General features: G+C 48.8%; 21 protein-coding genes. 6 read left to right on the top strand and 15 right to left on the bottom strand.

The features are described from left to right. Nucleotides 1–351: 351 nt before the first annotated feature. From ACN0T0_RS02495 to ylqF, 4 genes are all read right to left on the bottom strand, one after another. Entirely contained in the window at nt 352–1,530 is a 1,179-nt protein-coding gene (locus ACN0T0_RS02495) for an NAD(P)/FAD-dependent oxidoreductase (protein ID WP_417222874.1), read from the bottom strand. Nucleotides 1,531–1,609: 79 nt separating this feature from the next. Then, complete coding sequence (locus tag ACN0T0_RS02490; RefSeq protein WP_417222871.1) at nt 1,610–1,852, bottom strand: CDGSH iron-sulfur domain-containing protein; 243 nt, start codon at nt 1,850–1,852, stop codon at nt 1,610–1,612. An 87-nt stretch (nt 1,853–1,939) separates the two neighbouring features. Continuing rightward, entirely contained in the window at nt 1,940–2,227 is a 288-nt protein-coding gene (locus ACN0T0_RS02485) for a hypothetical protein (RefSeq protein ID WP_417222868.1), read from the bottom strand. Nucleotides 2,228–2,232: 5 nt separating this feature from the next. Then, nucleotides 2,233–3,186: a ribosome biogenesis GTPase YlqF gene (gene ylqF, locus ACN0T0_RS02480; protein ID WP_417222865.1), complete on the bottom strand. Its 954-nt coding sequence runs from the start codon at nt 3,184–3,186 to the stop codon at nt 2,233–2,235. Between the two features lie 176 nt (nt 3,187–3,362). On the opposite strand from ylqF, the gene ACN0T0_RS02475 reads away from it, so the two are divergent. Next, nucleotides 3,363–4,586, top strand: coding sequence for an EAL and HDOD domain-containing protein (locus ACN0T0_RS02475; protein ID WP_417222863.1), 1,224 nt, complete (start codon nt 3,363–3,365; stop codon nt 4,584–4,586). 98 nt (nt 4,587–4,684) lie between these two features. On the opposite strand, the gene maiA is transcribed toward ACN0T0_RS02475, so the two are convergent. From maiA to ACN0T0_RS02445, 6 genes are all read right to left on the bottom strand, one after another. Beyond that, nucleotides 4,685–5,317 (bottom strand): maleylacetoacetate isomerase, encoded by a 633-nt coding sequence (gene maiA, locus ACN0T0_RS02470; protein WP_417222860.1) that lies wholly within the window; start codon nt 5,315–5,317, stop codon nt 4,685–4,687. A gap of 90 nt (nt 5,318–5,407) precedes the next feature. Beyond that, the gene (locus ACN0T0_RS02465) at nt 5,408–6,322 is read right to left on the bottom strand and encodes a LysR family transcriptional regulator (RefSeq protein WP_417222857.1); all 915 of its coding nucleotides are present in this window, start codon (nt 6,320–6,322) and stop codon (nt 5,408–5,410) included. Nucleotides 6,323–6,493: 171 nt separating this feature from the next. Next, complete coding sequence (locus ACN0T0_RS02460; protein WP_417222855.1) at nt 6,494–6,976, bottom strand: universal stress protein; 483 nt, start codon at nt 6,974–6,976, stop codon at nt 6,494–6,496. A 57-nt stretch (nt 6,977–7,033) separates the two neighbouring features. Beyond that, nucleotides 7,034–8,362, bottom strand: coding sequence for a TRAP transporter large permease (locus ACN0T0_RS02455; RefSeq protein ID WP_417222853.1), 1,329 nt, complete (start codon nt 8,360–8,362; stop codon nt 7,034–7,036). A 51-nt stretch (nt 8,363–8,413) separates the two neighbouring features. Further along, on the bottom strand, nt 8,414–8,929 hold the full coding sequence (locus ACN0T0_RS02450; protein WP_417222851.1) for a TRAP transporter small permease: 516 nt from the start codon (nt 8,927–8,929) through the stop codon (nt 8,414–8,416). 10 nt (nt 8,930–8,939) lie between these two features. Further along, nucleotides 8,940–9,953, bottom strand: coding sequence for a TRAP transporter substrate-binding protein (locus ACN0T0_RS02445; protein WP_417223385.1), 1,014 nt, complete (start codon nt 9,951–9,953; stop codon nt 8,940–8,942). An 815-nt stretch (nt 9,954–10,768) separates the two neighbouring features. Here ACN0T0_RS02445 and paaX point away from each other — a divergent pair. Next, entirely contained in the window at nt 10,769–11,689 is a 921-nt protein-coding gene (gene paaX, locus ACN0T0_RS02440; protein WP_417222848.1) for a phenylacetic acid degradation operon negative regulatory protein PaaX, read from the top strand. A 113-nt stretch (nt 11,690–11,802) separates the two neighbouring features. Next, nucleotides 11,803–12,381 carry a DUF2889 domain-containing protein gene (locus ACN0T0_RS02435; RefSeq protein ID WP_417222845.1) on the top strand — a complete coding sequence of 193 codons (579 nt, stop codon included), beginning with the start codon at nt 11,803–11,805 and terminating at the stop codon, nt 12,379–12,381. Here the strand turns inward: ACN0T0_RS02435 and ACN0T0_RS02430 are convergent. Beyond that, on the bottom strand, nt 12,365–13,261 hold the full coding sequence (locus ACN0T0_RS02430) for a LysR family transcriptional regulator (RefSeq protein ID WP_417222842.1): 897 nt from the start codon (nt 13,259–13,261) through the stop codon (nt 12,365–12,367). The genes ACN0T0_RS02435 and ACN0T0_RS02430 overlap by 17 nt on opposite strands. Before the next feature lie 118 nt (nt 13,262–13,379). On the opposite strand from ACN0T0_RS02430, the gene ACN0T0_RS02425 reads away from it, so the two are divergent. Together ACN0T0_RS02425 and ACN0T0_RS02420 are read left to right on the top strand one after the other, a co-directional pair. After that, nucleotides 13,380–15,107, top strand: coding sequence for a sigma 54-interacting transcriptional regulator (locus ACN0T0_RS02425; RefSeq protein WP_417222839.1), 1,728 nt, complete (start codon nt 13,380–13,382; stop codon nt 15,105–15,107). Nucleotides 15,108–15,197: 90 nt separating this feature from the next. After that, complete coding sequence (locus ACN0T0_RS02420) at nt 15,198–16,217, top strand: LLM class flavin-dependent oxidoreductase (RefSeq protein WP_417222836.1); 1,020 nt, start codon at nt 15,198–15,200, stop codon at nt 16,215–16,217. Here the strand turns inward: ACN0T0_RS02420 and ACN0T0_RS02415 are convergent. The 4 genes from ACN0T0_RS02415 to rluC form a co-directional block, all read right to left on the bottom strand. Next, nucleotides 16,207–17,184, bottom strand: coding sequence for an RluA family pseudouridine synthase (locus ACN0T0_RS02415; RefSeq protein WP_417222833.1), 978 nt, complete (start codon nt 17,182–17,184; stop codon nt 16,207–16,209). The two genes, ACN0T0_RS02420 and ACN0T0_RS02415, sit on opposite strands and share 11 nt — an antisense overlap. Nucleotides 17,185–17,255: 71 nt before the next feature. Further along, a complete protein-coding gene (cysB, locus tag ACN0T0_RS02410; protein WP_417222830.1) occupies nt 17,256–18,230 on the bottom strand; it encodes an HTH-type transcriptional regulator CysB in 975 nt (324 codons plus the stop codon). A gap of 102 nt (nt 18,231–18,332) precedes the next feature. Further along, the gene (locus ACN0T0_RS02405; RefSeq protein WP_417222828.1) at nt 18,333–19,439 is read right to left on the bottom strand and encodes a hypothetical protein; all 1,107 of its coding nucleotides are present in this window, start codon (nt 19,437–19,439) and stop codon (nt 18,333–18,335) included. Nucleotides 19,440–19,461: 22 nt separating this feature from the next. Further along, nucleotides 19,462–20,430, bottom strand: coding sequence for a 23S rRNA pseudouridine(955/2504/2580) synthase RluC (rluC, locus tag ACN0T0_RS02400; RefSeq protein ID WP_417222827.1), 969 nt, complete (start codon nt 20,428–20,430; stop codon nt 19,462–19,464). A gap of 500 nt (nt 20,431–20,930) precedes the next feature. Between rluC and rne the strand changes: the two genes are divergently transcribed. Continuing rightward, nucleotides 20,931–24,068 (top strand): ribonuclease E, encoded by a 3,138-nt coding sequence (gene rne / locus ACN0T0_RS02395; protein ID WP_417222824.1) that lies wholly within the window; start codon nt 20,931–20,933, stop codon nt 24,066–24,068. Nucleotides 24,069–24,339 lie beyond the last annotated feature (271 nt).

The following is a 24,339-nucleotide window of genomic DNA, read 5'->3' as shown; positions in this document are numbered from 1 at the left end:
TACTATAACTAGTTATACCTTCAAAACAACAACAGCCAAGCATTCTAGTTTCCCAAGACCCTGTGGATCGTCATAAATATCTTTGAAAAGCGCCAAGGCAATTAAATCATTCTTTTCAGGCCATGAAAAACTATGTTTAGGTTCTAAATACCACATATCACGCAACAGGAAGTATATTTGTAAAAGATCAGCCTGAAGCCGTACTTTTCTGAAATTTCCTTCAAGATCACCTTTATGTGCTTGCTGTAAATTTTTCTTAAGAGTTATGAGCGTATCATTATTACCCTTTGGGAATTTTAGACAAACACCCCCTGTTTAAACTTTAAATACCCTGACACTCTTTATACAACACTACACCGCCTGCCCCGCCGCAAAACCGGAAGCCCAGGCCCAATTGAAATTGTGCCCTCCCAGATGACCAGTAACATCAAGACATTCACCGATAAAATAGAGTCCCTCTACCTTTTTCGCCTGCATGGTTTTCTGGTTGATCTCATCGGTGTCGATACCACCCAAGGTGACTTCGGCGGTGCGATAGCCTTCGGTGCCGGAGGGTTTGATGCGCCAATGACAGAAGGCCATATTGATCGCTTCTAACTGTTTATTGGACAGATTGCCCAGCGCACCGGTTAGCTCAAACTTTCCGCAGAGGATTTGCGCCATCCGCTTGCTCATCTGCTGCGCCATGAGGGTGGTGATATCGGCTTTGGGGCGACTATCTCGCTGCTCTTTCAACCATGCCAGTAGATCAAATCCAGGGAATAGATCGATCTCCACCTCTTCTCCCGGCTGCCAATAATTGGATATCTGCAAGATCGCTGGGCCACTTAAGCCGCGATGAGTAAAGAGCATCATTTCAACAAAACTGGTGGAGCCAATACTCGCTCTCACTTGATGAGAGACACCCGACAACTCGCTTAACACCTCTTTATCTTTCGGTTGCAGGGTGAACGGCACCAATGAGGCGCTACGGGGTAACACCGTTAAGCCATACTCGGTGGCCATGTCATAGGCGAAGCTGGTGGCACCACCATTGGGAATCGATAAACCTCCGGTAGCGATAACCACCGAGGTCGCACTGATATTGCCATGACTGGTTTGCAGCTGAAAACCGTTTGCGCTTTGTTTGAGCTGATGCACTTCGGTATTGGTTTTAATCTCAACCCCAGCCCATTCACATTCGGTCATCAATACTCGTAATATCTCTTTGCTGGAGTCATTACAGAACAACTGACCGAGTGTTTTCTCGTGATACTCGACACCATGACGATCAACGAGATCGATGAAATCCTGCGCTGAGTAACGACTTAATGCTGATTTACAGAAGTGCGGGTTTTGTGAAATGAAATTCGCGGGGGAGTTATGGATATTGGCGAAGTTACAGCGTCCACCACCAGACATCAGGATTTTGCGCCCAATTTTTGCGGTATGTTCCAACACTAGCACCGACCGGCCGCGATAGCCCGCCGTGGCCGCACACATTAAACCGGACGCACCGGCACCCACGATCACCACATCAACCTGTTGCAAGGGACATATTTCCTGCTAAAAAAAGAGAAACATTGTACCTAGTCAGATCGACTCTAGCGAGCGCTACCGACGCTTATTCTCACGACTTATGGCTACCATCACACCGTGGTGGGTTGAGGGTTTGTTTACAGGTACACAGAAATACCGTTTCAGTTTTACTGGCAACAAAAACCACCGGCGCTAAGCCTGTACCTTGATGAGAACCATCACAGAAAGGTTGGGCCGCTGAACGACCGCAGGCGCACCAATAATAGGTTTCGCCCTGTTGTAAATCGACTTTAGCTGGCGCGTCGCCTGCTCGATGAACTTCCGCCTGAGTCATATTTGATCTCCATGATTCGCCTACCGTTTATCGGTGCTACCCATAAACGTAGATGAGACTCGTCAGGAGATCAAATAAGCACGGTTATTATTCTGCCTCGCTATTCGCTTGCGCGTTCGCTTTACGGGCTTCTTCCGCACGTTTAAGTCGGCGAATTTTATCGGCCAGAGGCGTATTTCTCTGAGACTGACTAGATTCTTCCGCCTGTTCCGCTTCGCGAGCTTTTTCATACACAGATTTATGTTTCTTTTTCTGTTCTAGATTACGGCGCTTACGGCTCTCATAGCTATCAGGATCGGCCAGTTTTTCACTCCGGCGAGGGATATCCAGAAAGATAGGCTTGGGTGAGGTGCGCTTTTTCTTTATACGTGACATTTCAATTACCTTTTATGGCGGTGAGCCGAGCGATCACTCTGTGACTCTGCGTCTAACCGTTCCTGTTCTATGCGTTCAAGCTCAAGACGTTCGGCCTCAAGCTTCTGTTGTTCCCATTTCTCCAGCCACTCAGCGACGGTTTCATAGGTAATCTGCCCTACTTGCCCACCGCGCAGCTCATTCAACAATATCTCTGAAGCTTTATGGATATCAATAACACCACCGGGCCTTAAACCGCCCCGCTTGCGGCCAATGGCTTCCAGTACGAGATCACCACGTTCTGGCAGCGCCTTAAGCTTATAACGGTTCATCAGTAGCTCAGGATAATCCTTACGTAAGAACTCTGCGGCATAGAGCGCAATATCTTCATATTCAATGGCGGTATTCTTAATGGCACCACTGGCCGCCAAGCGATAGCCGGAATCAATATCTTCGATCTTAGGCCAAAGCATTCCCGGCGTATCGGATAACGCCATACCGTTTTTAAGAGTAAACCGCGTTTGCCCTTTGGTCACCGCCGGCTCATTACCCACTTTCGCGATACGCTTACCGAGTAAAGCATTGATCATGGTCGATTTACCCACATTGGGAATCCCCATGATCATCGCCCGTACCTGACGGTTGTTATTGCTCCGCGCCGGCACTAGCTTACTGCACATATCCGGAATGGTGCTGATCAGCTTCTTTTGTTGATAATCAATAATCAGCGCTTGAGTGTCCGGCAAACTATTGTAATAGTCGGCCCACTCTTGGGTGCGCTGCGGGTCTGCTAGATCACTTTTGTTGAGCAATTTAATGACTGGCGTCCCCTTGCGCAACTGAGACACCATCGGATTTTCGCTGGACACAGGCAAACGGGCATCGAGTACTTCGATAACCACATCAATCTCATCCATCACCTTGGCGATCTCTTTACGGGCCTTATGCATGTGGCCAGGAAACCAGTTAATCGTACTCATAATCTCAGTCTGCTAAATCAGGGAGCAACATTATACCTGTCGCATAGAAAACAGCGACTTCTTTCGCCCAATATCAGAATATCGCGCTACCTGTATTGGTGAGTTAAGCGGCTGACATTTCACTCGGCTGTATATATGCTTAAATACAACACAGCTTAATATGGAATGAGACACCCATGGACACTTCATCAGGCGGGCAAATTCTGATGGCACGGCAGCCGATATTTGATCGCAGCCAGCGGGTTATTGCCTATCAACTGCTGTATCAAGACACGCAACAGTCCGGCAGCACCCTGTTCAGTGATTCCGGGGCTTCCAGCGAAGTTCTGCTAAACTCCTATACCAGTATTTCCGATCAAGGCGAGCTGAAACGCGTGCCGGCATTCATCAATTTAAGCCGGACATTATTACTCTCTGATAATATCCCCGACCTGCCGCGCAAGAATGTGGTACTCGAAATCCACCAAGATGTGCAAGTCGATCGCAGTGTCATCGTGGCGATTTATCGTTTAGTCAAAGCGGGCTATCGGATTGCGCTGGACCATTTTACCTACAAAGCCGAGTACGAACCCCTGTTTAAAATGGCGCAAATCGTCAAACTCGATGTAAAAGATATGAGCTTTGAACAGATTGCCGAACAGGTTCGTCTGTTATCCCCTTTTAAAGTGACCCTGCTGGCTGAAAAAATTCAGACCGTCGAGATGCTAGAAGAGTGTAATAAACTCGGTTTTAAACTCTTCCAAGGCCACTTTCTCAGCAAGCCGAAGCTAATAAAGGGTAAAAAGGTTGAGCCTAACCATGCTGCCCTGTTTGAGCTGGTACAGGAACTACAAAACCCCAATACTACACCGGAGCGTCTCGAAGGGCTGATTATTCGTGACCCGGTACTTACTTACAAACTACTGCGCATCATTAATTCCGCTGCTTATTCACTGGTACGTAAAGTCGAATCACTGACCGAAGCCATTGTGATGCTCGGCATGGCGCAGATTAGAAAGTGGGCTACTCTTATCGCGCTCAACAACCAAAGCGGCAAACCTGAAGAGTTATGCCGCGGCCTGCTGGTACGCGGACGCATGTGTGAAGAGATTGCTTTGGCGACTAAGCGGAGCAATCCCGGCAGCTATTTCATGACCGGCATGATGTCTAACATCCATCTATTGCTGGATATTGATCGCGAATCGATGCTCCAAGAGGTACCACTGAGCGAGGAGATTAAAAATGCGATCCTGCTGAACGAAGGTGAGATGGGTGAAACACTGATGTATGTCGGTAATTATGAAGCCGGTGACTGGGATCTACTACCCACCAACTTCGATTCTAACCTGTATGAAAGCTGTTATCGAAATGCGCTAGAGTGGAGTAAAGAGGCGATGCAAGCGCTGAATGATATCGATTAAAAAACCACGTTAGACCGCATCAGCAAGCCAAAACATCGGCCTGCCAAGCGGTCATTTCCTTAGCCAACGTTAGCAACACCCCGACTAGCTCGTCGATATTAACTAGGCGCATGCTGATCTGGATGCGCATCGGCAAAGGCTTTCAACTTGATACAGTTATCATTCACCCGGTTAATATTGGGATAACGGCTCATATCACAGTTAAAGCGGTGGGCGTTATAGACCTGTGGGACGAGAAACACATCAGCCAAGCTCAACTGATCCGCAAAACTAAACTCCCCAGCGTTCTGAGCCAATATCTCTTCTAGGGCATCAAATCCTTGATAGATCCAGTGTTGATACCACTGATTTTTCTGCATGTCATTAACGTCCAATTCTGCCGCTAAGTACTTAAGCACCCGCAGATTATTCACCGGATGAATATCACAGGCGACCAGCATCGCCATCGCGCGAACCTTAGCGCGATCCCCTACTGATGTGGGTAGCAAAGGTGTTACTTGCGGATAGCGCTCATCGAGGTATTCACAAATCGCCAGTGACTGGGTTAACAGCAACTCGCCATCGAGCAAGGCGGGGACAAATCCCTGCGGATTACGCGCTAAATGCTCAGCAGAACGCTGTTCACCATCCACTAAACTCACCGGCACCTGCTGATAGTCTAGCGCCTTCAAATTCAGCGCAATACGCACACGGTAGGCCGCTGATGAGCGAAAGTAGTCATACAAAATCATTGAATTAACACCTAGATAGACATATTAATAGGTCACCGGGCAATACCGGCAATAAAACCGCGAGTAACGAGAACACCGTTTCTCTCAGCATTAGGATGAAAACGCCTGCTGTAGATTATCCCCTAACCATTGCTGAAAGAACTCAATAAACAGGCTCACCTTGGGAGCCATATATTGACGTTCAGGGTACACCGCATAGAGACTCAACCGTTCAGCCTGATAATCGGGCAATAACAGCTCGACTTTACCCTCAGCAACATAACGCTCAATAACAAAGGAGGCGAGATTAGCCACCCCGCGATCGGCCAACACCGATTGCAACACCAGTAGGCTGTTATTCGCTTTCAGATCACCACTTACCTGGACCACCTGACTGCCGCTGGCATCCGTCAGTGTCCACATATTGGTATTAGTGGCTAACATAAACACCAAGCAATTATGCTGTTTCAAATCTTCCGGTGTTTGTGGATGGCCATGCTCAGCCAGATAGCCCGGACTGGCGCAGAGAAACAACGGAATCGAAGCAATTTCACGAGCAATCAAGCTGGAATCAGGCAGTTTGGGGTTAGTGATGCGTAATGCAAGATCGAACCCCTCTCGCAGCAATTCAACATCACCATCATCAAGGGCCACTTCAAACTGTATATCCGGATAAAGCTGCATAAACTCAGGAATAGCTTTGGCTAGCAGCAACTGACCAAAGGTCATATTACAGTTGATCTTCAGCACACCACGGGGCTTACCCTGCAGTTGTGACACTAGATTTTCAGCCTCACTTACCTCGGCAAGAATCAACTGACACTTTTCATGATAGGCCGCACCGACCTCCGTAACATTAAGACGCCGGGTGGTGCGCTGTAACAATCGCGCACCGACATGCTGTTCTAAATGAGCTATCTGCTTACTGACAGAAGAGCTAGAAATCCCCAGCTCAGCCGCCGCCAGTGAAAAGCTTTTCAGATCAACCACACGGACAAATACGCCCATTGCTGATAACACATCCATTAGCCAACGTCTCCATTATAACGATCAAGCCTTACGCTATCAGGGCTTCCCTTAAGGCTCAACAAAAGAAGTGATATTCGTGCCATAAAGTGAATAATCAGGCGCGTGAAAACAAAAAAACGGCCACTGCTGGCCGCTTTTAGACTATACAACCAAGTAAACGCAAAGCGCTTATAACGGTACGATCAATATAGGACGCTTAGAGTTATGCATCACTTTGTTGGCCGTAGACCCCATTAAAAACTGACCCATTGCAGAATGAGTCCGGGTACCCATCACAATCACATCCGCATCAATCTCATCAGCAACACGCAGGATCGTTTTCCAAGGCGTTCCCTCTTCTACACGGGAGGTTAAGGAGCCTTCTTTCAGCACTTCACTCTCTTCGAGTTCAGCATCACAGAAACGCTCGATACGCTGCTGAATTTTAACCTTTAGATTTTGCAAGCTCTCGTCATGCAACTCTTTGAGAGAGGCTTCATTGATCATGGTTTCGACAATGCTCTGAGCCGACGCGCTTAAAGGCTCAATCACATGCAGGTAGGTAATCTCTGAATGATAATGTCCACAAAGGCTGATCGCTGCTCGAAACGCAGGACGAGAACCCTTATCAATATCAGAAGCGTAAAGAATCTTTTTTACATCAGGCAGCATAGGTAAAACCCTCAGACAAAAAAGGCCCCGAGGGGGCCTTAGATAATAAACAACCGATTAACGATACAGCAGCTCCGGCAGGAACAGTGAAATCGATGAAAACAGTGTAATCAATGCTAGACGAATAATATCAGCACACCAGAATGGAGTAACCCCTTTGAAGATAGTGCTCGCTTTAACATCTTTCAATACGGCACTTAATACAAAGACATTCATCCCCACAGGTGGTGTTATCAGACTGATCTCAGTCACCACCACGACCACGATACCAAACCATACTAGGTCGAAACCTAAGCTTTGCACCAATGGGAAGAAGATAGGCACCGTGAGCAGCAACATCGACAGGCTTTCAAACACCATACCCAGCACAATGTAGATCGCCAAGATCACGAGAATGACCACCATCGGAGCCACGTCCATACTGTTAACCATCTCTAACAGATCGGCTGGCAGTCCGGCACGGTTGATGAAGTTTGAGAAGATCAGCGCACCAATCAATACTGAGAAAAGCATCGCTGATGTTCGCGCGGTATCCGTCAGAATATCAAACAGGCTGCCCAAACTCAGCGAACGACGATAGAGTGCGATCAAAAACGCACCACCAGCACCAATACCTGCCGCTTCAGTCGGTGTGAAGATACCTAGATAGATCCCCCCCATCACCACGGAGAATAAGATCAGTACACCCCAAACACCGTTAAGTGCCTGTAAACGCTCTGGCCATTCCATTTTATCGCCACAAGGACCCGCTTCAGGTGTACGCCATACCACATAACGCACCGCTGCAAGATACAGCAGAATGCCGAGAAAACCCGGGATAAAGCCGGCAGCAAAAAGCTCTCGAATACTGGTTTCAGTTAACAAACCGTAGATAACCAGAATAACGGAAGGCGGAATCAAAATACCCAGTGTACCACCCGCCGCAATAGAGGCAGTCGCGAGGGAATCGGCATAGCCATACTTGCGCATTGGCGGCATCGCTACCTTAGCCATCGTTGCAGAGGTTGCCAGACTCGAACCGCAGATCGCGGAGAATCCACCACAAGCCACCACAGTCGCCATGGATAGACCACCCTTACGGTGACCTAAAAAGGCATAAGATGCGCGATACAGCTCATGGGACAGCCCGGACTTGGTCACCAGATTGCCCATCAATATAAACAGAGGAATAACCGATAAACCGTATTCCTGTGATGTATCTATTACTCGCTTGGCGGCCATTGATAAAGCGCCATTCCAGCGAAATTCCATAAAGTTGTCAAAACCAAGACCTTGCATATATGCAAAGCCAAAAAAGCCTACCAGCCCCATTGCAAAAGCAATCGGTACCCGGATGACCACGATAATCAGCAGCAATATTGCAAAGCCAGTTAATGCAGTAATCATTCTGAACACACCTGTAACGTTATCAGCGTATTTATAGTGGAGTAACCAGGATCAGTCACGGGACAGGAACAACAAACGGTACACACCGTAGCTGATCATCAGGCCGGCTGTTATCCAGCTCATAATAGCGATATATTCGACCACATAGCCTACTGGAAACTGCAGAAATTCAGTCACTTCAGAACGACGCAATGAGCGCTCTGCTAACTCGAAAATTCTGACTGCCAGAAAATACAAAGATGTCGACATCAAGAAAGCCGCGACTAGACCCAACACCTTAATCAGGGTGTTACCCATCATACGGTCGAGAATATCAACAACCACATGACCACCACGCCAAGTGATCACAGGCATTTCGGCAAACACCATGATGGCAATCGCCATCTCAGTTAACTCTGTGGTGCCATCAACCGAATTACCTAGAAAGTAACGGCCAAAAACATCGGCACAGGTTAACAACATCAATAAAAACAGTGTTACGGCAGCAATCAACTCTAGAAAAAAGGCCAGCCAAGCGACTGACCCCTTTTCCTCGTAGTGCGCTGTAAGCCAGGCACTAAAGGTCATAACGCGCTCCTTACTTATAGCTACGGGCAATTTGACGCAATTCAGTCAGTGCTGCTTTTGCATCAATGCCACGATCGGCGACAGATTCATAGAAAGCTTCATCCATGCCCTTAGTTAGCGCAACGAACTCATTATCCAAGGCATCGCCCTTCTTAACCATGGTGATGTTCACGCCGGCTTCTTGAGCAGCCTTAAGGCCATCAACATCGCCTTGGTCCCATGCACGGCCTGCCATTGCAGACAGTTTTTCACCAGAGACACTTAGAATCGCTTCGCGATCTTTCGGATCCAGATCAGCCAAGAAGTCAGGGTTCATAAAGATACCAAAGCTACCCATATACATGCCGCCTGGTAAGACAATCATGTTTCTAGCCACTTCTTTTAAACGCAATGATTTCTGCTCACCCATTGGGATGAATACACCATCAATAACGCCTTGCTGCATCATTTCATACACTTTAGGAGCGGGTGCGCCGACGGCGGTAACACCAAGACGCTCACCAATTTCACCCTGAACACCACCACCTAAGCGAATTTTCTTACCTTCCAATTCAGATAGTGAAGTAATAGGTTGTGATAAATGGATCTGACCTGGGCCATGGGTAAACAGACCAATCACTTCAAGGCCTTCATGCTCATTCGCTTTAGCGAAGTATTTCTGATGTACACGCCAGTGTGCAACGGACGCCGCTTCTGCACTGGCGCCCAATAGAGGCTGCTCAACAGCTTGCGTCAGCTTAAAGCGACCGGGTACATAACCGTGGTAGCTCCAAGACACATCAACAACGCCATCTTCAACGAGTTCGAACATCGTTTTAGGATGTCCCATACCATATTCAATCTCAACTTTAACGCGACCGTCAGTCGCATCTTCTACCCATTTAGACCAGGTAGGCCAAACAATAGCATTCTGAGGATGAGTCGGTGGCAACCAGCTAGCAACACGCAAGGTCGTTTCAGCCATCGCACTCGCTGAAAGGGTCAAACCCAGGCTTACTGCCGCTGCCGTCTTAAAGAGGTTCATATTTGTCATTCGTTTATCTCCTGGCTTTCTCTCGCATACTCTATGTACGCCATTTTATTGTTATAGAGAACTCATAGGGCTAGGCCCTTTTATTATTATCTATCCGCTTCAATCTAACTGATTGAAGCTGAACAAAAGCATAACCGACAAAGTGATACATTACTATAAAATATCGATATATAGATTGTATCAGAACGGCTTTGCGTATCCCTTATCTCATTCCAAGACAGCGAGGTCAATGCGCCCTATGGCTAGTACCACCAGCGCAACGAACTCCATCAAAATTAAGACACCTTAAATTTCCAGTGCAGCAACTCAATTTTAGACTGCTTGGTCTGCATGTCCTTTTATTTAGTTAACATGTTAATAGAATATTCTTTTCCCGTAAACAAATTCCGTTTTTTTCTTACATGCAACGCGACTGTTATTACTGCAATCACCGCTGCTGGCAACAAAAATCAAAGGCTTACTGATCACCCGCCTTGATTAGGCGTCTCAAGTAATAAACTTAATTTAGAGATCAATGACCGCTCCTCAGTAAACATTTTCAAAAAACACTGATCACTAAGCTACATGCAAAGCGTAGCACTCTGTATTCAATACTGCCTTCACCCCTCGACTGTTTATTAAAAAAACTCAGCCTTACCGCCTTTCTGTTCAGCCACTCAATGACGCTCTGCCACTGCCATCTTGAGCCACAGCCGGAGCCATGCTGGTTGATGGGTTGGTCATTTACACATAGAATTAACTTTTAAATCCTGAAAGTTAGCCGACTAATATCGGATAACACCCTCACCTGATGCTATGAGAGCTCGATGAATAGACTTCGCTGTATAGAAGAGTTGGTTGATGATTTTAAGAACCAGCGGCCCATTCGTGGCGGCTCACTCATTATTACCATCTATGGTGACGCCATATCACCGAGGGGCGGTACGGTGTGGCTCGGCAGTCTTATTAAACTCCTCGAACCCCTCGGCCTGAATCAGCGACTGGTAAGAACATCTATCTTTCGGCTGACCAAAGATGGCTGGCTAAGTTCATCCCAGGTGGGCCGCAAAAGCTTCTATAGCCTAACGGATACCGGCCGACGACGTTTTGAAAGCGCCTTTCGCCGTATCTATGCTGAGCTCTATCCTGAATGGGATGGTAAATGGGATATGGTGGTCACCACCCAGTTAGATATCGAGCTGCGTAAAGTTGTCAAAAAAGAGCTCGAATGGCTCGGTTTTGGTAACATTGCCCCCAGTGTAATGGCACATCCAATGGCCGACATGACCGAAGTTAATGGCACCCTGCAGGAGCTTTGCGTCCAAAATGATGTAATTCATATGAAATCGGAACTAGTGGGAGGACAAACCTCTGCCCCACTGAAAGAACTGGTTAATGAGTGCTGGAACCTCAACCAACTCGCCGATGACTATCAGGAATTTCTCGAACGCTTCCGGCCAATTTTAAGAGCGGTCGAAAGCCAGCCAATACTCGATCCAGAGCAATGCTTTCAACTGCGCATCTTACTGATTCACCACTACCGCCGAATTCTTTTGAAAGACCCGCAACTACCGGAAAAACTATTACCCGCTGACTGGTCTGGTACTTCCGCACGCGTGCTGTGTCGCAACATCTACCGACTTATTTTCCAAGGGGCCGAGAACTTCTTATCTGACACCCAAGAAACCGCGGATGGTCGATTACCAGAACCCGGCCCACGTTTTTATAAACGTTTCGGCGGTTTGTAAACCATTCCTCGGCCCAGCATTCATTGTTGCACTGCGGAACAGTTTGTGGGATAAATGAAACGCTAATAAGCCACTGTTGGCTATACCATAATTTATTATAAAGTAACGATTCTATGCCATTACCTTCCCCGACTGAACGCAACTTGCAACACACCCGCACTGTCACGTGCCAAGGTTTTAAACGCGCTGACGGACTCTGGGATATCGAAGGCCACCTCAGCGATATCAAAACCGTGCCCATCGAAATTAAAGAGCGCAACAACGGTATCGTCGAAGCAGGAGAGCCGATTCACCTGTTAGCTATTCGCCTAACCGTTGATTTGGAACTAAACATCCACGCGGCCGTTGCCAGCATGGATAACACCCCATTTCGCCTGTGCCCCTCAATCGCCGATCGTTATTCACTGTTAACAGGGCTTCAGATTGCACCGGGCTTTACCAAAAAGTGCAAAGAACTCTTTAGCGGCATCAACGGCTGTACCCATCTGCTTGAATTGCTCGGCCCAATCGCCACCACGGCTTACCAAGCCACTCATCAGGAACGGCTCGAACAAGCCCGTCAAGATGAAAATCATAAGCCATTTAACCTTAACACCTGCCACACCTTTGATAGCGCAGGTGAAGTGGTTAAAAAATACTGGCCCAATGCTTACGAACCCGCCGAACTGATTGATGTCAGCGAGATCGGTTAACCGGCATTTCAGCAACCCGCGCTAAGATAAACTCAATAAACAACCTCACTTTACCCGGAATATATTTACGCTCTGGGTAAAGCATATTCACTTCCCGCGAGTGGGGCTGCCAACTGGGCATCAGCCTTTTTAACCGCCCTGCAGCCAAAGAGTTTTGCACCACATAATCGGGCAAATTAACGATTCCCAAGCCATTTTCCGCCGCCCGGGCCGCGAGACTTAACTCGTCGACTTTCAATCGCGCCTCCCCCTCTATGGTTACCTGCTCACCACTCGTCCCTGTAAAGTTCCACACCTGTGTGCGGCGCGCCACAATGAGAGTGTGCTGGTAAAGATCTTCCGGATGCTTGGGTGATCCACGCCGAGCGAGATAGTCATCACTGGCACAGACACTGAAGCGCGATTCTAGGAGAGGTCTTGAGATCCAGTTTTGCAGACGCACTTCGCCGATACGAAACGCTACATCAATACCCTCTTCGACGAGATCAATATTGCGGTTAGCGACGATCAGTTCTAGATTAATGCGCGGAAACTGCTCCATAAAGAGGAAAAACCAATCCATCATCAGATCATTGGTTAAGCTAACCGGCGCGGTCACCCGCAGCAATCCCGACGGTTCGGCCAACTCATCGTCTAGCTCTTTTGCGGTAAATTCCAGTTCGGTAAATAACGGCTGACAGCGATTATAAAACTTTACACCCGCCTCGGTGAGAACCAACTTACGAGCACTCCGGTGCATCAACTTATAACCGAGATCCCTTTCTAACTGCTGCACCTTGCGACTCACGGTCGAGGTCGGTACGCCTAGGGCTTGCGAGGCCGAGAGAAAACTACCTCGCTCGATCACTTTGATAAATATATATAGATCTTGATAATTCATATCACCACCATAATCCCATATTTGGGATTATATATTACAAACCGCGACTAAGCTTTTAAATAAGCAATCATATATGATGATTTCATCTCATTAATGATAATGACTCAGAGTGCAGAATATGAACATTGCGGCGGATCTTACTCGGACCAATGGCCCGAACATGCAACAACTCTCGCAACAGGTCAGATTTCAAAAAAGCGACGGTACCGTCTGGTTTGGTGAACAGAGGATGCTGCTTATGCAACTCACCTCGCTAACCAATTTCAGAAAGGAGCAGATTCTCACTGTCGGCCTTGAACGCGCCAAAGGTTTCTTTATGCGTCTAGGCTACAGCCTAGGCCAACAAGATGCTGAATTGGTAAAACGACTGGCGGGAGACCTCCCCCCCATCGAACTGATCCGCACAGGTTTTATTCTAGACTCACTCAAAGGTTCGATGCGGGTTGAAGAGCTGAAGTTGGAAGTAAGTACCAAAAACGAGCATTTCTACGCCCTTCTGCAGATGCATGATTCCTATGAAGCGGAGATGTTTATCTCCGAGCTTGGCCTGACCGATGGCCCTGTCTGTTGGGCACTCGCGGGTCATGCTAGTAGCTTTGCCTCCACGCTCTTAGGTCAGGAAATCATTTTTAAAGAGAAGCAGTGTCGTGGCTGCGGAGATCACCAATGCCTCCTCGAAGGTCGCCCGGCAACAGAGTGGGAAGATTACTCAACCTATCGCAACTACTTTAAGTCCGCACCGATCATAGACGAGCTCTATGAACTGCAGGATCAGATCTCGGTTCTACGGCACAAAATTGATAACAGTCCTAGCCTTGGTAACTTTATCGGGGTATCGGAAGGCTTTCAAACCGTCTGCAAACTCGCCAACAAGGCGTCAGCCGGTAAAGTATCCGTGTTATTACTGGGCGAAACCGGCGTAGGCAAAGAACTCGTTGCCAAGGGGATTCATGATAACTCCCCCCGGGCAGAGCAACCATTTATTGCTATCAACTGCGCAGCTATTCCACCAGACCTAATTGAAGCGGAACTCTTTGGCGTGGTTAAAGGCGCTTACACAGGCGCAACTCAATCACGGGAAGGTCGCTTCGAACGCGCCAATAAGGGCACCATCTTCCTAGATGAGGTAATTGAACTCAGCCCCCGTGCTCAGGCGACGCTGTTACGCGCCCTGCAGGAAGGTGAAATAGAGCGAGTGGGCGATAATCAAACCCGCAAGGTCGATGTCCGAGTCATCGCCGCCACCAACGAATCACTATTGCAGGCCGTTGAAGAGGGCCGATTTCGAGCCGACCTCTATTACCGCCTAAATGTCTATCCCATCGATATTCCCCCGCTGCGTCAGCGGCGCGAGGATATCCCGATGCTGACCGATCACTTCCTGAAAAAATATGAGGCGTTTTACAACAAAAAAACCCTCGGGCTCTCGGATCTAGCCTCCAAGGCACTGATTAACTATCAATGGCCGGGTAATGTGCGAGAACTGGAAAATGTTATTGAGCGCGGGCTGATCCTCGCTGAAAATGGCGAAACCATTGATGCACAGTATCTTTTTCCGAGCATGTCCATCGGCCTCGACAGCCAAGTGATCTCCGCCGAAGGCGGGTTAATCGACGCGCCCTCTCAGCTAATGCAAAAGCCAACAGCCACCGCGGGGCAACAGAGCAGTTCTTGGATGGAACAAGCACTTGAGCAATCAGGATCGATGGCCTCGATCGAAAAAACCTTACTACAACATGCCCTCGCAAAGGCAGACAATAACGTTGCCGAAGCCGCCCGCATGCTAGATATGACCCGGCCAACGCTGGCCTATCGACTGAAAAAACTCAATATTGAGGTGGCCTAATGTCTTTTATCCGCATCCACCACTCACCCATTAATCAACCGGCAGCGCCGATTAACAGCCTCACAGCTGCCAACCATCCGGGAGCGGACAATGTCTTTTAAACTCAGCGTGATCGATCAGTCCCCTGCCCATAATCATCAATCGCAATCCGCAGGGCTGCAGTATTCCACCCGACTGGCACAGCTGTGTGAAACATTAGGCTATCATCGTTTTTGGATTGCCGAACATCACGACACCCCTAGCTACTCAAGTGCCTGTCCAGAAATATTGATCGCCCATATCGCCCAAAACACTCAGGAAATTCGTGTTGGCAGCGGCGGTGTGATGCTTTCCCACTACAGCCCACTGAAAGTGGCTGAAGTCTTTCGCACACTGGAAGCACTCAATCCAAGCAGAATCGATTTAGGGGTTGGCCGGGCACCAGGCGGTACCGATTTAACCAGCCAAGCACTGGCTTTCCCCCATACGCCCAACACCCCGGCGCTATACCCGCAACTGCTCAGCGATCTGAGCGGCTTTTTGCATGACACGCTATCCACCGACCACCCCTTTGCAGGCGTCCATGCAAGCCCGCAACAGGGCGCGGCACCGCAATTATGGACCCTCGGCTCGAGCAGCGGCAGCGTTGATCTGGCAGCAGAACTAGGGCTTGGCTTCGTATTAGCCCTATTTATCGGCACCCATGAGCGATCTACAGAGATTTTTGCTCGCTATAAAGCCAAGTTCCGCCCCAATGGTCAGGGCTTTGAGCAACCTCAAACAATTCTCTCGGCAGCCTGCCTCTGTGCCGATAGCCAAGAGGAAGCCGCTTACCTCGCCGCTCCCAATATGTTGTGGAAAGTAATGGCCTTCCGTCACGGTATTCGCGAACATATCCGCAGCCCGGAAGAAGCTCTCAGCTTGTATGAGAAGTTATCGTTATCGGATCAGGCTTACTACCAAGAAACCCTCAGCTCCGTTATCACCGGCTCTGCTAACGAGTGCCGAGAAGCGCTCGAACAACTGGCTGATCACTATCAGGCACAAGAGCTGATGTTGGTGAATGTCACCCATGATTTTGAAGATCGCTGCAATAGTTACCGCAAACTGATGGCGGCCTTTAAAGCATAATGCCGGGCAAACCTAACCTTAATGCAGGCGGCACGACAATTTCGACCGCCTCCCCATCGATCATTAACGTCAATGCAGCACACTGCAATAAATGGTGCTTAGACCCCAATATAGTGAAGTCAGCGTCAGCCAATCCCTGCTCGATGCGCTTCAAATAAAAGCGCCCCTGATGGCCATAGATTTTATCTCCCACCAACGGATACCCAAGGTAACTTAACTGCGCTCGAATCTGATGCTTTCGCCCACTCAATAACTGACAGGACAACAAGCTTTTACCGGCTACCCTCGCCAACACCTCAAAACATGTTTTGCTTGAACGGGGCTTGAGGTAAGTCTGCCCCGCGGCCAAAGCCGCATCATCAACAACATACATCTGACTACGAATAACACTGCCCAGCCGCTCAGCTAAATCACAGGTTAATCGCTTTGATCGCCACTGCGGCACACCATCAACCCAGGCGTGATAAATCTTTTTAATCAATAATTGGTCCAGTTGCGGTTTCCAGCGACGATCCGCCGCGCCATCCTTCGCCAACAGAATAATACCCGCCGTTTCGCTATCCAGTCGATGCAGCAGCCGAGCATCGGCATAGACTGTTTGCCGCCGTACTAATGAGATCAGTGTGTTATATAAATTACGGGTAGTACGACTTACAGGAAGACAATGTGGTTTAAAAATAGCCATTAACTCACTGTTTTCCCATAATAAAAACCACTGATCATCAACTTCATCTTCTAAGTGACCCGGCAGATCAATTGTTAGCTGCGAAGCATCATCGAGTCGCGTATCAAGCTCGACAGCACGGCAATCAAGGCGAATATAACCTGCCACACTAAGCTCTGGCAAACGTGCAATATCCGCAGCCGTTAAGCGCTGCTGTAAAAATTCAGCCACTGAAAACTGGCGACCATCACCTGAAGAGCAACAATCGTCAAGCCGAAAACAGAGCGTGAAGGGTTCAGACACAAGAGCCCACCTTGATTATTTTAACCGCATAAAAAAAGCCTCATCAGAGGCTTGTTAAACAATCTAGACTATTACAGATCGGGTAGAACCTGATGCGCAAACAGCTCTTCAATCTCAGCCCGATTACCACAGGCTTGAACTTTTCTCACCACCTCAGGGGTCAGGTGCGGGGCAAACTGCTGAATGAAGTCATACATATAGCCTCGCAGAAATGTACCCTTACGGAAGCCGATTTTAGTCGTGCTGTAATCAAATAGATGACTGGCATCGAGCACCACCAAATCATGATCCTGCCGTTCGTCAAAGGCCATCGTGGCAATAATGCCCACCCCAAGACCTAAGCGCACATAGGTCTTAATCACATCGGAGTCCACGGCCGTAAACACCACCTTAGGCTCTAACCCTTCCTTACTGAACGCATCATCGAGCTTTGAGCGCCCAGTAAAGCCAAACACATAGGTAACGATCGGGTATTGGGCAATGTCTTGCAAAGTTAGCTTAGATACCTGTGCCAACGGATGATCCTTCGGCACTACGACAGAACGGTTCCAGCGATAGCAAGGCATCATAATCAGATCATTAAAATGCGACATCGCTTCCGTGGCAATGGCAAAATCGACGGTGCCATTGGCGGCCATCTCAGCAATCTGCATTGGCGTTCCCTGATGCATATGCAATGACACATCGGGATAGCTCTGCATAAAGCCATGAATCGTCTCAGGCAAGGCATAACGCGCTTGAGTATGGGTGGTGGCTACTTCCAGACTACCCATCTTTTCATTACTGAACTCCTGCGCTACCTGCTTGATACTTTCCACTTTACGTAGAATATCGCCAGCCACTTCAAGTATGGCCTCACCCGCCGGTGTCACCCGGGTCAGATGCTTGCCGCTACGAGCAAACACTTCAACACCTAACTCATCTTCCAGCAAACGTATCTGCTTACTAATACCCGGTTGAGATGTATAAAGACTCTGCGCCGTTGCTGAAACATTCAAATCATGTCGGGCTACTTCCCATATATAACGCAACTGCTGCAACTTCATTTATACCTCCGGAAACGATAAAGCTTACTTTTAATAACTAATAATTATAACACCAATAACCTGTCCGGAAATCAATGATCCGCTATACAAGCACACATCCGATCAGGATAAACGACTACGCAGTTTACGAATCTCTTCGTCATAACTGGTGATCTTTTTCTCCATTGTTGCGAGTCGGGCACTCGCGCGCATCGCTTCTTCCGTTTTATCTTTCACCTGACCACGCAACATATTTTCACGCCGTGAAGCATCATTCAACGCCAATACGTGCTTCTGATTCGTACGCTTGAGTTCGTCTTTAATTTCATTGACCTTACCCTCAAGACGCTTGCAGCGGTTCTGCTCAGAGAGCAGCGCCGCACTCAGCTGACTTTTCTCGCGGTCGCGCTGGCTGTCTTCGCTTTTATAGCGCTTAAGTTCGGCATCAAGGGTTTTAATTTGGGTATTACTGGTGTCAAGTTTGACATCTTTTTTCGCCAGTAACGCTTGCAGGTTATGGATATCTTTCGTCAATGCGGACTCTTTACGGCCACACTCATCACGAAACTTTTCCAGTGCATTACGATAGTAGCGAGTATCGGCTTCCGCTTTCGCCACCTGATCAATACCACGGCGCTGCTCTTCGATAATGCGTTGATCAAAGGTACGCTTAGCATCATCCATTTTTTTCTGCAGCAGATTCAGCTCCTGCTCGACATTCAGACGTCGCTGCTCTTCTGACTTTTGCCCAGTCGTCGCGGCCACTAAATTGATTTTGAGTACCGCAATCTCTGCATCCAACGCCTGAATCTGATGCTTCTCTTGCTCCAACTGCTGTTTCAGGTCGCGAAAGTGCTGATCCATCTCAGCTTGCTGACTCTGCACCTTAAACAACTCGGTTTCAGAGTGGCGACGGGCATCCTCGCTGGCTAGCTGCTGAAACTGTTTATCCGTAGACATAGCAGACTGCGCTTCCTGTACCGCGTGCTGCCATAAGGACTCAAAACTATGTACTAAGGATTCCGGCAACCCAGGAATTTTGACCGTGGTATCACCCAGCATTCGCATCCGATCAGGCAACACATGCCACCACTGCTCGAGTAGTGCAGCCACCTGAGCTTCATCGACATCAAAGATATTGGCTAACTCTGTGACATTCGGCGCCTTGCCACTTTTGAGCATGGCATCCGCTTCTTTATTAAACTCTTCAGTATTAATCTGTTGACTCATTAATAACGCCTTACCGGGCTGTTTATTGCCCGTCAATGTTTTTCAATTGTTTCAGACTCTTTTCCAACTCATCCCCCAGAGGGGCATGGAAAATCTTTCGGCCGCCGGATGGCAGTGGTACACGCAGCTCTGCTGCATGCAGAAACAAACGCCGAATACCATAACTTTTCATTTCTCGGTTAACCGGATCAGTACCATATTTATCATCACCAATGATGGGATGACCGGCAAACTGACAGTGTACGCGAATCTGATGTGTTCGACCGGTAATAGGCCGCGCTTCAACTAGGGTGACAAAATTACCAAAGCGTTGTAACACTTTAAACTCGGTCAACGAAGGCTTACCTAACGGATGCGCTTTTACGACGCGCTCTCCCGACTTAAGTTCATTTTTTTGCAGCGGCGCATCCACTTTGGTTTTACGCGCCGACCACTTACCCTCAACCAAGGCATGATAAATCTTGGTAATCTGCTTAGCCTGCAACGCAGCATGAAGAAAACGCAGCGCACTGCGCTTCTTTGCCACCATAATGCAGCCAGAAGTGTCCCGGTCAAGCCGATGAACCAGCTCAAGAAATTTTGCATCCGGGCGCATTTGACGGATCGTTTCAATCAACCCAAGGCTAATACCACTGCCACCATGAACAGCCAGCCCTGATGGTTTATTCAGCACGATCAGATCATTATCTTCGAACAAAATAGAATTCTCGACCAGCGCTCTAAGATTGGTGCTGACGGTCGCCTGAGGCTTTTCGGCACTCAGTCTGATCGGCGGCACCCGCACCAGATCACCATCTTGCAAACGGTAATCCGGCTTGATTCTCTTTTTGTTAACGCGCACCTCACCTTTACGTAAAATACGGTAAATCAACGTTTTGGGCGCACCTTTTAAACGCGTGCGAAGGAAGTTATCTATCCGTTGCCCGGCCAGCTCGGAATCAATTTCAAACCATTGAACGGCAGGGGCGGATCTTGTTGTTTCTTCTGACATATTAATGGGATATCGGACCTTTCGATTGATGCTATCTATTTAAGCTGCTATATTCTAGCGCTGCTGCGAGCAGTTGGCTTTAGCTAATTTGAAATTCCCGGTTATTTTGCCATTTAGTACATAAAATCAAGCAAATAATCGGTGTGAATCCCTCGTACAGCATCAATTTAAAGAGAATTACTACGTATTTCATTCACCTGGCAATGCCCTGAATAGCAAAACCAGTTGGAGGTGTAGATGTCAGTTGCCCGGAACCTGCCAATATATAGACGGCAGCACCAGCCCGATCAGACTCGAGATAACAGTCGATACGAGGCAACTGTTTCCTTCACCGTCGATAAGACCGAGTTACATAACACTGTAGCCCGGCAATAAGTTGAACACCAAAGTCGTTACGAAGACTTTGTTTTGCGTGCCTGTAATGTTAACGACAGACACCTCTCTGTGTGGCTTCCGGCTGGATGAAGTGCGTTAGTGTTATAAGAGAACGCTAACAAACAATGAAAAGAATGCTAATAAATGCAACTCAACAAGAAGAGTTGCGCGTTGCGCTGGTAGACGGCCAACGCCTTTATGATCTGGATATCGAGTCCAGTTCCCGCGAACAGAAAAAAGCCAACATTTACAAGGGCAAGATTACCCGTGTTGAGCCGAGCTTAGAAGCTGCTTTTGTCGAATATGGCTCAGAACGCCACGGCTTTCTGCCTCTCAAAGAGATCTCCCGTGAATACTTTAAAAAAGGCTCCGACAAAGGCGGCCGTCCAAATATTCGCGAAGTAATCGCTGAAGGAACCGAAGTTATTGTTCAGGTTGATAAGGAAGAACGCGGCAATAAAGGCGCCGCACTGACAACCTTTATCAGCTTAGCCGGTCGTTATTTGGTATTGATGCCAAACAACCCACGGGCCGGCGGCATCTCCCGTCGCATCGAAGGTGATGACCGTAAACAACTGAAAGAAGCGCTCGACGGCGTCACTATTCCACCAAAAACCGGCGCGATCGTCCGCACGGCCGGTATTGGCCGCACCTCTGAAGAGCTTCAGTGGGATCTCGATTATCTCATGACCCTCTGGGATGCGATCACCGGCGCTGCCGAAGAACGCCGTTCCCCCTTCCTGATCTATCAAGAAAGTAACGTGGTCATTCGCGCTATTCGTGATTATCTACGTCAGGATATCGGCGAAGTCTTAATCGACAAGCCTGAGGTTTATCAGGAAGCAATCAACTTCGTTCAGCAAGTGATGCCTAGCTACCTGAACAAAATTAAGCTCTACGATGAAGCGATCCCGCTATTCAACCGCTTTCAGATTGAAAGTCAGATTGAAACAGCCTTCCAGCGTGAAGTTCACCTGCCTTCAGGCGGCTCTATCGTTATCGATCCAACTGAAGCACTGGTATCCATTGACATCAACTCCGCCCGGGCGACCCGCGGAAGCGACATCGAAGAGACAGCACTGCAAACTAACCTTGAAGCCGCCGATGAAATCTCACGGCAGCTGCGCCTACGTGATATTGGCGGCCTGATCGTTATCGATTTCATCGATATGACACCGATCAAAAACCAACGCGAAGTCGAAAACCGGATGCGTGATGCGTTGAAAGTCGATCGCGCCAGAGTTCAGCTCGGCCGCATCTCACGCTTCGGCCTGATGGAAATGTCCCGTCAGCGTCTACGGCCATCATTGATCGAAAGCCGGGGCGCAGTCTGCCCTCGCTGTAATGGCCAAGGCACCGTGCGTGATACAGAATCACTGGCACTGTCCATTTTGCGCTTGATTGAAGAGGAATCTTCAAAAGATCGCACCGCTCAGATTCGTGCGATTCTGCCGGTTTCTGTAGCGACCTTCCTGCTTAATGAAAAACGCAGCGAAGTCCATGAAGTTGAAGTTCGCCACCGCGTTCGCGTAGTTGTGGTACCCAATCCGAACATGGAAACACCGCATTATGAAGTAGTACGACTGCGTGACGACCACACTGTCATCAACACTAATGATGCTAGCTACACGCTTCAGCCTGAACCAGAAGAAGAGTTAAAAGTTGAAGCCGCAACCCAAGCAGCGCCGGTTAGAGAACGCGCCGCTGTAAGCACTGTTGCGCCATCAACACCCGCTCCTGCACCTGCAGCTCAAGCACCAGCACCCGCTGCACCCGTTCAGCAGCCAGCAACCGCTTCACTGACTAGCCGAATCTTCAGCGTGTTAGGTGGCCTTTTTGGTAGCTCCGACGACAGCCAAGAGAAAGCTCGACTGGAACAGGAAAAAGCTAAACAAGAGCAGGAACAGGAAGAGCGCAATAAGAAGCAGCGCGGCCGTAAACGCTCAAATAACCGTCGTGATCGCGATCGTGACCGTAATCGCAATCAACGTCGCGACAGCGACAAGATTATCGACAACCTGTCCGACAATGAGCCGAAAGAAACTAAAGAGCGTGAAGACGCCCCTGAAGATTCCGGCCGTGGCCGCTCACGTAATCGCCGCCGCAATGAGCGTGACAACAAGCCTGCCGCTAAAAACCAGAACGACGAGCAGAACAATGCTCAGCCAAGCCGTCCTGAGAAAGCCAGCGAGCAAAACAAACCTGCCGAGAAAAACGAAGATGGTCGCCCTCGTGGTGAACGTCGTCGCGGACGTCGTCGTCGCGGCGAACGTAGTGGCAAGCGTACCGCCGATAGTAACAATACGGAAAATACCGAGTTGCTAGCACCGGCTGAAACCCAGCCAGACACAGCAGCAGATGCAGCCGTGCAACTGCCAACTGAAAGCGAAGCTACCCCGCCGGCAGAAAAACCAGCGGAAAAGAAAGCTGAGAAAAATACCGATGAAGCGCCACGTAAACGACGCCAGCGCCGCCGTGGACCTCGCAATGATAACTCAGCAGCAACCAACAACGCTGACACAAACGCAACTGAGGACAACGCTGTTCAAGCAGCCGTTGAAACCAGCGAAACTCAGGTTAACGACACTGCCGTTATAGAATCGACTGACGCCCAAACTACAGCACCGATTGTAGAAACAGCGGCAGCGGAAACTAATGCGACTAACAACGCATCAGTGGACGTTAACACCGAGCTAGAGACGACTGCACAGAGCGACAAAGCAGCAACACAGACCGCTGCGGTAGCTGAACCTGCAAACGTAGAAACACCGGTTGCAGACGCGCCTAAGCAAACGATTGCTGAAGCCCCTGCTCCGATTGTTGAAGCCGCACCGGTTGCAGAAGCCACAGCTGCTGTAGACACTGCGCCCGCTATAGAAGCAGACACAACGCCTGCTGAAGCAGCACCGACAGAAACAGCGCCAACGGCTGAACCCGCTAAGTCAGAACCAACACCGACTGAAGCACCTGTGGAAACCAGTACCCTCGAAATCGAAATAGAGATCGAACCGGCTGCTGAAGAACCTGCCCGTACTGCCGGTCGCCGTGTTCGCAAACGCCCTGATCTGACTGCACCGACGGTTGCTCCTGAAGAAGTAATGACCGCACGACCACGTCGTGAAGCACCACCGGCCATTGCAGCGGAAGAAGCAGCACCGCGCAAACGCCGTCAGCGTCGTGCTCCTAATGATCCTCGCTTACAAAACCAAGATGCGGCGTCCGCTGCACCTCAAAGCGAGAATGAGGAAAAAAGCGATAGCTAATCAGCTACGTTTGCTTAAATCAACCAGGCATTAGCGAGCTCGATACTCTCAATGCCTGAACACTATAAGCACCTACGGGTGCTTTTTCTTTAGCGACAAAAGCTCAAAAAACTACACCAACAAAGCAACAACATCACACCTCAGTACTGTCCAAACGAATCACAACAGCACAAGCCTCTCTAGCTTCCAATACCATAAGATCAATTCTTGTAGCCGTTATGACAAGGAATCAGCGTTATATACACCGCTCCATCAATCCCAGCTTGCTCAA

This window comes from Amphritea sp., from assembly GCF_048266285.1.
GTDB lineage: Bacteria > Pseudomonadota > Gammaproteobacteria > Pseudomonadales > Balneatricaceae > Amphritea.
The sequence above is the reverse complement of the archived record's forward strand: the minus strand, read 5'-3'. Positions and strand labels throughout refer to the sequence as shown.

Coding starts and splice junctions, on each gene's coding strand:
- ACN0T0_RS02435 (WP_417222845.1), top strand. CDS start 11,803: ATGCCATTACCTTCCCCGACTGAACGCAACTTGCAACACACCCGCACT.
- rne (WP_417222824.1), top strand. CDS start 20,931: ATGAAAAGAATGCTAATAAATGCAACTCAACAAGAAGAGTTGCGCGTT.
- ACN0T0_RS02405 (WP_417222828.1), bottom strand. CDS start 19,439: ATGAGTCAACAGATTAATACTGAAGAGTTTAATAAAGAAGCGGATGCC.
- paaX (WP_417222848.1), top strand. CDS start 10,769: ATGAATAGACTTCGCTGTATAGAAGAGTTGGTTGATGATTTTAAGAAC.
- ACN0T0_RS02450 (WP_417222851.1), bottom strand. CDS start 8,929: ATGACCTTTAGTGCCTGGCTTACAGCGCACTACGAGGAAAAGGGGTCA.
- ACN0T0_RS02460 (WP_417222855.1), bottom strand. CDS start 6,976: ATGCTGCCTGATGTAAAAAAGATTCTTTACGCTTCTGATATTGATAAG.
- ACN0T0_RS02490 (WP_417222871.1), bottom strand. CDS start 1,852: ATGACTCAGGCGGAAGTTCATCGAGCAGGCGACGCGCCAGCTAAAGTC.
- ACN0T0_RS02475 (WP_417222863.1), top strand. CDS start 3,363: ATGGACACTTCATCAGGCGGGCAAATTCTGATGGCACGGCAGCCGATA.
- ACN0T0_RS02420 (WP_417222836.1), top strand. CDS start 15,198: ATGTCTTTTAAACTCAGCGTGATCGATCAGTCCCCTGCCCATAATCAT.
- cysB (WP_417222830.1), bottom strand. CDS start 18,230: ATGAAGTTGCAGCAGTTGCGTTATATATGGGAAGTAGCCCGACATGAT.
- ACN0T0_RS02465 (WP_417222857.1), bottom strand. CDS start 6,322: ATGGATGTGTTATCAGCAATGGGCGTATTTGTCCGTGTGGTTGATCTG.
- ACN0T0_RS02485 (WP_417222868.1), bottom strand. CDS start 2,227: ATGTCACGTATAAAGAAAAAGCGCACCTCACCCAAGCCTATCTTTCTG.
- ACN0T0_RS02455 (WP_417222853.1), bottom strand. CDS start 8,362: ATGATTACTGCATTAACTGGCTTTGCAATATTGCTGCTGATTATCGTG.
- maiA (WP_417222860.1), bottom strand. CDS start 5,317: ATGATTTTGTATGACTACTTTCGCTCATCAGCGGCCTACCGTGTGCGT.
- ylqF (WP_417222865.1), bottom strand. CDS start 3,186: ATGAGTACGATTAACTGGTTTCCTGGCCACATGCATAAGGCCCGTAAA.
- ACN0T0_RS02445 (WP_417223385.1), bottom strand. CDS start 9,953: ATGAACCTCTTTAAGACGGCAGCGGCAGTAAGCCTGGGTTTGACCCTT.
- ACN0T0_RS02430 (WP_417222842.1), bottom strand. CDS start 13,261: ATGAATTATCAAGATCTATATATATTTATCAAAGTGATCGAGCGAGGT.
- rluC (WP_417222827.1), bottom strand. CDS start 20,430: ATGTCAGAAGAAACAACAAGATCCGCCCCTGCCGTTCAATGGTTTGAA.
- ACN0T0_RS02425 (WP_417222839.1), top strand. CDS start 13,380: ATGAACATTGCGGCGGATCTTACTCGGACCAATGGCCCGAACATGCAA.